The following is a 6536-nucleotide window of genomic DNA, read 5'->3' as shown; positions in this document are numbered from 1 at the left end:
GTTTGGGGGTGCTTTTAAGCAATATAGGGGTACCGCCCGATAGTTCAAAATACCTGTTTTGTGGCATTATAGAGTCTTTTGGAGTATTTACCCTTTTAATATTGAGGTTTAACTCCGGCTTTTTCAACTCCCTTTCCATAAAAACCATCAATCGTTTGGCTATTGTTTCAATAGTAACATTTGGGCTTACATTGTTTCTTTACCTGTTCCTTTTTAATCAATATGTTGTGGGATATAAAGACTCGAAGCCCCTGTTTTTCCCGGTATGGCCCCAGGGYGAACTTAAGCAGGGATTGCAGGAAACAGGCAGTAAAGCCAACTTAATTAAGGAGTGGGGCCGCGATGATGTGCGTACGGTTATCCAGTCGTCGTCATCGGCCATGTTAACCTACAGCATGCTGCTGTTTTTATTTGTATATCAATTGGTTTTCGTGTCGCTCACCTTTGCATTTGGGATCCTTTCGATACGGGTTAGCGAGATTGATAGGGAATGATGTTTGTCCCCTCAGGGTCCCTTTTCAAGGAGACCCTGAGGGGACGGAAAATATGTGATTACCATTACCAATCAGGGGCACAATTTGATTATCTTTATTATACAATATATCAACCAATTAGGAGGTGGTTTGGTATGAGAAGTCAAAATTCGTTTCCTGTAATCGTATTTTTTGTAATTCTTGGTCTTGGTATTGTATGGGCAAGGATGGCATATGATGCTTCGAATGTTGCAACAAGCACCATCATTATGGCAAGCGTCTTTGTGGTTGCATTGCTGATTTCTATTGCTATCAAGATTGCAAATCCCTGGGAAAGGGCCGTAGTATTGCGCCTGGGTCGTTTTCAATCGCTCAGGGGGCCAGGGTTGTTTTTCATTATCCCCATTCTGGATACCATACCATACTGGATTGATACCCGGGTGATTACAACATCGTTTAAGGCCGAAAAAACCCTTACCAAAGACACCGTACCGGTTGATGTGGATGCCGTATTATTTTGGAAGGTGCTGGACCCGAAAAAAGCTGCCCTCGAAGTGGCGGATTATATGGGTGCAATTAGTTGGGCCTCGCAAACCGCATTGCGCGATGTTATCGGAAAGACCATGTTATCCGACATGCTTGAAGGAAGGGAGAAAATTAGCGGCATACTGCAAAAGATTATTGACGAACGTACAGAGCCATGGGGTATCAATGTCAACTCCGTGGAGATCAAAGACGTTTTGATCCCCGGCGCATTGGAGAACGCCATGTCTATGCAGGCGCAGGCAGAAAGAGAACGGCAGGCCAGGGTAATTTTGGGCGACTCTGAGAAACAGGTGGCCGAAAAGTTTGGAGAAGCAGCCTTAACCTACGCAAACAACCCGGTGGCATTGCATTTAAGGGCGATGAATATGCTCTACGAAGGTTTGAAACAAAACTCCACTATTGTAATTGTACCCAGTTCGGCAATTGATACTATGCAACTTGGCAGTATGGCAGGCTTAACGGCACTCACTATGGGGATAGGCCAGGAAAAAGCAAACAAAGACAAAGGTGGCGCTAAAAAATAAAGGCAGTTAACTCACCCACTGCCCCCTTCAGGCTTCGTCCCGGAATTTATCCAGGTAATTCCGCATCGTGAGGATGCCTTCCCGGTTCAGCTCATACATATTGTTGTTGCCCACGGTTTTCAGGGTAATCAGTTTGGCGTCTTTCAGCACTTTGAGGTGCTGTGATACCGCGGGGCGGCTCACCAAAATAAAAATTAAAATAAATTTGCGTAACTCAGAAGTTACCTATACGTTTGGGTAACCTTAAAGTTACCTATTATGGCAAAAATTATCAAACACCAGTATTTCTTCGCCCATCCCATTGAGACGGTTTGGGAATACCTCACAAATTCCGAACTCATGGGGCAGTGGCTCATGAAAAATGATTTTCAGCCTGTTGTAGGGCACGAATTTCAATTCAGGACAGGCGGAAAAGCCAACCTGAATTTTGACGGCATCTTTTATTGTAAGGTGCTGGAGATAGACCCTTTAAAAACATTAAGCTATTCCTGGAACTGCGGCCCCGGCCAGGGCAGCATCACGCTGGAATCCGTGGTTACCTGGCAGCTGGAACCCAAAGACAACGGTACCGAAGTATTCCTGGACCACCGCGGCTTCGACAAGGCAGAAAACCTTGACATGTACCACGCCCTGATGCACGGCTGGTTGGAAAAATTCCAGAACATCGACAAACTTTTAAACACCGCGCCACATGGCCATACCAACGCTTGATACCTTCCAGGTGATCGGAGATCCCAGCAGGAGGAAGATGCTGATGCTGCTCTCGGAGGACAGCCTAACCATTAACAGCCTGGCCGACAATTTCGACATGAGCCGCCCTGCTGTTTCCAAACACGTTAAAATACTGGAAACCGCCGGCTTTATTTCCATACAGGATATGGGCAGAGAACGGTACTGTACACTAAAAAAGGACGGCTTCGAAGAGCTGCATGCCTGGCTCAACTACTTTGATGAGTTCTGGGCATCGAAACTGAAAAAATTGGAAACTTTATTAAACAGCAAATTACCAAACTAAAAACAATATGATCACATCAAATTTCACCACGATCCTGCTCGCGGCATTATTGTTCCCTAACCGGAACAATAGCCCAATGCAACTGACAGAAATAAAAGATCCGGTTAAAGTGATCCATTTAAAACAGCATCATATGGAAAAGCAAAATTACACCGCCTCCATTTTAGTGGAGCAGGATCCAAAGACAGCTTTCGAAGCGATCAAAAACTTTCGCGGCTGGTGGTCTGAAGAAATAGAAGGCCCGACAGATAAACCGGGCCAGGTGTTCGTCTATCACTACAAAGACGTCCATATCTGTAAAATGAAACTCATAGAAATGATCCCGGATAAAAAATTGGTGTACGAGGTTTTGGATAATCAGTTCAGCTTTACAAAAGATAAGACGGAATGGATAGGCACCAAACTCATTTTCGATATTACTTCTGAAGGTGGTAAAACAAAGGTAAAATTCACACACGAAGGCCTGGTGCCCGGGTATGAGTGCTACAAAGTTTGCTACGATGCCTGGGGCAACTATATTACCAATAGCCTTTACAGTTTAATTACTACCGGAAAGGGAAAACCTAACCCGAAAGACAAGGACGGTTTCAATGCCGAACTGGCAGATAAGTGGAAGATCAAACATTAACATCTCAATAAAACAACCATGAAAACACACGATTTTACAACTACCTTATTGGTAAACCAAAGTCCGGAAGAAGTATTTAATGCCATTAATGATATCCGCGCCTGGTGGTCGGAGGATTTTAAAGGATATTCCGAAAAACTGAATGATGAATTTGAGGTCCGCTTCGCAGACATGCACTATTCCAAACAAAAATTAACCGAGGTGATCCCGGGCGAAAAGGTTGTTTGGTTGGTTACCGACAGTTACCTCAGTTTCCTGGAAGATAAAACCGAATGGACCGGCACCCAGATCCGCTTTGAGATCGCAAAAAAAGAAGGCAAAACGCAGGTGCATTTCACCCATGTGGGTTTAGTTCCTGAAAGCGAATGTTACCAGGACTGCTTCAAAGGCTGGAATTATTTTCTGGAGCATAGCTTGCTCAACCTAATCACTACAGGTAAGGGCCAACCCCATCTAAAGGCCGATGTAATAGTAAAAACCGAAATTTAGTAAAGTATCCAACGCCGTATTACCATTTCTTTTCAAGAAGAGCCATGAGGGGACTGAATTGTACCCAGTTCGGCAATTAATACTACCGTCCCCTCAGGGTCTCTCCGAAGGAGGACCCTGAGGCATCGTGCAGGTTGGATATGCATAGTTTTATACCTGGCAGGCGGCCTCAGGGTCCCTTTCCAAGGAGACCCTGAGGGGACTGGAAAACAGACCGTCATTGCGAGGTACGAAGCAATCCCAAACTATGCAGATCCGATTTGCAAAGCTTCGTCCCCTCTGGGTCTCTCCAGAGGAGGACCCGGAGGCATCAGGCAGATTGGATATGTATAGTTTTATAAGCTGAAGATTATATCCAACTACATCTTAATATACTCATAATCGATAATTGTTTTGCTGCCATCGCTTCCGGTATGAGTTGAGTTAACGGGTAAATCTTCTGTATTATAAGTAATTACAGTTTTACCGACATTGTTTATCGTTAAAAGATTGTGTGGAGTTTGGATTGGATAAAGTTCCACCAGGTAATTGAAATTAGGATTCAAACCCACCACATTATGAAAAGGGTTTTTTTTATCGTCCCATTGAATAGTTGCGTTCCAATCATTCATCCCCTCCGGAGCACCAAAGTATGTAAAATTACCTTGTGCATCATATTTCAACCCATATCTTTTTTTAACAAAAATAACTCTTCCATTAGCGTCCAGCGATATCGGGACAACTGCTACCGGAACTCCATCTCTTGTTTCAAAATAAATTTGCTCACCCGCAACAGTATTATAATTGTAAACGAAAACCTGTGTTCCCTGCACTTGATTCGAAACGTTAGTAAGTACCGCTTTAGTCAAACGGTTGTTTGAGTCGTACTCATATGTATAGGTTTCCCACTGTCCGGCCGGAGTTGTACTATAGTTTTCTGTACGAGATTTTAACACACGCCTTTCATTATCATATATATATTCTTCCACTCTTTTTTGAGTTGGAGAATATTGGAATGTGATCTTACTTACTACAGAAACTTTATTTGAATCATCCTTTTCAATTGAGTTGCTTTTTTTACATGATGCGAAACATGCTACAAATAGCATTAGCGATAGGATAGTATAGATCTTAGTCATAGAGGTTAGGCTTTGACCTCTAAAATTAGAATATTTATCTTAAAATTCAAAGCTCATCGGTGTAAATGCCAGGGWAGCGCTTTTTCGATTTAAGCGAGGGATATTTTTTTAAATACCGTTTGAACTGTTTGTCAAATGGTTGGATCGTACGAACATTATAATTCATTCAATAATTCTGACGCCGGGCGACTTTTGATCGTGCCTGCCTTGACTTTATCGGCAAGCTTTAAAGCCTTTTTAATATGGGTTAATTCTTCCAGTACCGCAGCATCGGGTGCAGACAAGGGTTTAGCTTTCACATAAGAATGGCTTTTAAGCAATTCCAGAAAGCTWTCTGCTTTATTATCAGCAATGTCGATTAAAAGTTTCATTGTCCTACCTTATACTACAAATGTACCTTTAAAACATTAAAAAGTAAATAGGAGGATTGCCCGGCGGGTGTATACTTAGCATGCGGGCCACAAGCCGGGGACGCTTGCGGCAGCGAAGGGAAAACACCGACCATAAGCTAATCATCGGTTTATTCTGTAAAGATGTAATTTTTCTAAAGAAATCGCATGATGGTTGCGCCTCAATTGCAAATAATAAATGTGCAACCTTTTCTATACTTTTATGCAACTTAAATAAAATGGAAAAATATCAGTTAGGGTACCTTTTAACATTGGCCGTGCAGATTATAGTAACTGTCGTTATCCTCGTTCGGCAAGGCTATTATCTAAAAAAAGGGCAGAACGCGGCCGATAAGGAGGACATTGAGGGCCTAACCAAGGTTATCGAAGGCATCAAAGCGGAGTTTATGCGGGATAATGCAAAGGTGATGTCCGATTTAGACATACTTAAAGATAAAAAGGGTAAAAATTACACGCAATCTCAGCAGGCGATAATTAATTTTTACTCTGATTACAGCACGTGGATACACAAAATGTCTTCAGCAAATGTTCCGATGCCGAAGGCCGTTAATCTACCCACGCAAGTTGACTTAATATTACTTGATATAAGGGCCTATGAGCATAGAGTAAATGTATCTACAAACTTGATGGACTTGCTTTTTGACGACCCTGATAAATTAGGGTACGAAATGCTAATTAGAGGTTTGAATTTACAAAGCCATGTGGAGTTGAATTTAACAATTTACGTCAATCTTACCAATAGGAAGCAGGCCATTGAGCCATCACGGAAAATATATGCCGATCTGGGTTTACCATCAAATGACAATTCAAATCAAATTCTCGTTGAAATTGAGGCGGAGTTGGCTGAGTTAAGGGAGAACTATTCCCCAGAACTAATAAGACTGCACAAGGAGGTGTTCCAGGTGCAGTCTCAATTTAAAGAGTTGGCAAAAGCTTATTTAAATAACGATTAAAGGCAGGTTAAAAAGCTTTTATATACGAACTCAAATTTGGGTTACCAGTGTTGGCAGTTCGGCCACCTTAAAGTAGTTTAGCTTTTTATTTTCAGGTATACTTAGCATGCGGGCCACAAGCCGGGGACGCTTGCGGCAGCGAAAGGAAATTGGCTATTTTTTTTCGTCCATTTGAATGTAATCTCTGTTCAATAATTTAACGCCTGATGTTTTCTATCTCAAAATGGCTACCATAGAATTTTACTTTTAGTAGCTCAAGCACAGTATGTATGAAACTTACTAATGCTATCATCAATTATTTTGCATAACTGCAAAGCATCAATGATGTAATTAGCACTATCGGGGGCGCTTAAAATTACTGTTAGATCACCTTTTGTGTG

At 42.2% G+C, this 6536-nt stretch carries 10 protein-coding genes; 7 read left to right on the top strand and 3 right to left on the bottom strand.

What is annotated here, in order from left to right; genetic code table 11:
* Positions 1–494: hypothetical protein (locus AC1DPZ_RS19515; protein WP_477406501.1), on the top strand; the 494-nt coding region annotated here is incomplete at its 5' end.
* Positions 495–628: 134 nt separating this feature from the next.
* Positions 629–1543 (top strand): slipin family protein, encoded by a 915-nt coding sequence (locus AC1DPZ_RS19510; RefSeq protein WP_477406499.1) that lies wholly within the window; start codon positions 629–631, stop codon positions 1541–1543.
* A 27-nt stretch (positions 1544–1570) separates the two neighbouring features.
* Here the strand turns inward: AC1DPZ_RS19510 and AC1DPZ_RS19505 are convergent, their stop codons facing one another.
* The gene (locus tag AC1DPZ_RS19505) at positions 1571–1726 is read right to left on the bottom strand and encodes an ArsR/SmtB family transcription factor (RefSeq protein WP_477406497.1); all 156 of its coding nucleotides are present in this window, start codon (positions 1724–1726) and stop codon (positions 1571–1573) included.
* 75 nt (positions 1727–1801) lie between these two features.
* Between AC1DPZ_RS19505 and AC1DPZ_RS19500 the strand changes: the two genes are divergently transcribed.
* From AC1DPZ_RS19500 to AC1DPZ_RS19485, 4 genes are read left to right on the top strand one after another with little or no spacing between them, the layout of a single operon-like run.
* Positions 1802–2254, top strand: a complete 453-nt coding sequence (locus AC1DPZ_RS19500) for an SRPBCC family protein (protein ID WP_477406495.1) — start codon at positions 1802–1804, stop codon at positions 2252–2254.
* Positions 2235–2558: an ArsR/SmtB family transcription factor gene (locus AC1DPZ_RS19495; RefSeq protein ID WP_477406493.1), complete on the top strand. Its 324-nt coding sequence runs from the start codon at positions 2235–2237 to the stop codon at positions 2556–2558. The genes AC1DPZ_RS19500 and AC1DPZ_RS19495 overlap by 20 nt, the downstream gene beginning before the upstream one ends.
* A gap of 7 nt (positions 2559–2565) precedes the next feature.
* A complete protein-coding gene (locus tag AC1DPZ_RS19490; protein ID WP_477406491.1) occupies positions 2566–3186 on the top strand; it encodes an SRPBCC family protein in 621 nt (206 codons plus the stop codon).
* Between the two features lie 18 nt (positions 3187–3204).
* Positions 3205–3675: an SRPBCC family protein gene (locus tag AC1DPZ_RS19485; RefSeq protein WP_477406489.1), complete on the top strand. Its 471-nt coding sequence runs from the start codon at positions 3205–3207 to the stop codon at positions 3673–3675.
* 359 nt (positions 3676–4034) lie between these two features.
* Here AC1DPZ_RS19485 and AC1DPZ_RS19480 read toward each other — a convergent pair whose 3' ends face one another.
* On the bottom strand, positions 4035–4793 hold the full coding sequence (locus AC1DPZ_RS19480) for a hypothetical protein (RefSeq protein WP_477406487.1): 759 nt from the start codon (positions 4791–4793) through the stop codon (positions 4035–4037).
* A gap of 155 nt (positions 4794–4948) precedes the next feature.
* Positions 4949–5164 carry a hypothetical protein gene (locus AC1DPZ_RS19475; RefSeq protein WP_477406485.1) on the bottom strand — a complete coding sequence of 72 codons (216 nt, stop codon included), beginning with the start codon at positions 5162–5164 and terminating at the stop codon, positions 4949–4951.
* A 257-nt stretch (positions 5165–5421) separates the two neighbouring features.
* On the opposite strand from AC1DPZ_RS19475, the gene AC1DPZ_RS19470 reads away from it, so the two are divergent.
* Entirely contained in the window at positions 5422–6156 is a 735-nt protein-coding gene (locus AC1DPZ_RS19470; protein ID WP_477406483.1) for a hypothetical protein, read from the top strand.
* Positions 6157–6536: the final 380 nt, after the last annotated feature.

This window comes from Mucilaginibacter sp. P4_G9, from assembly GCF_056400985.1.
The sequence above is the reverse complement of the archived record's forward strand: the minus strand, read 5'-3'. Positions and strand labels throughout refer to the sequence as shown.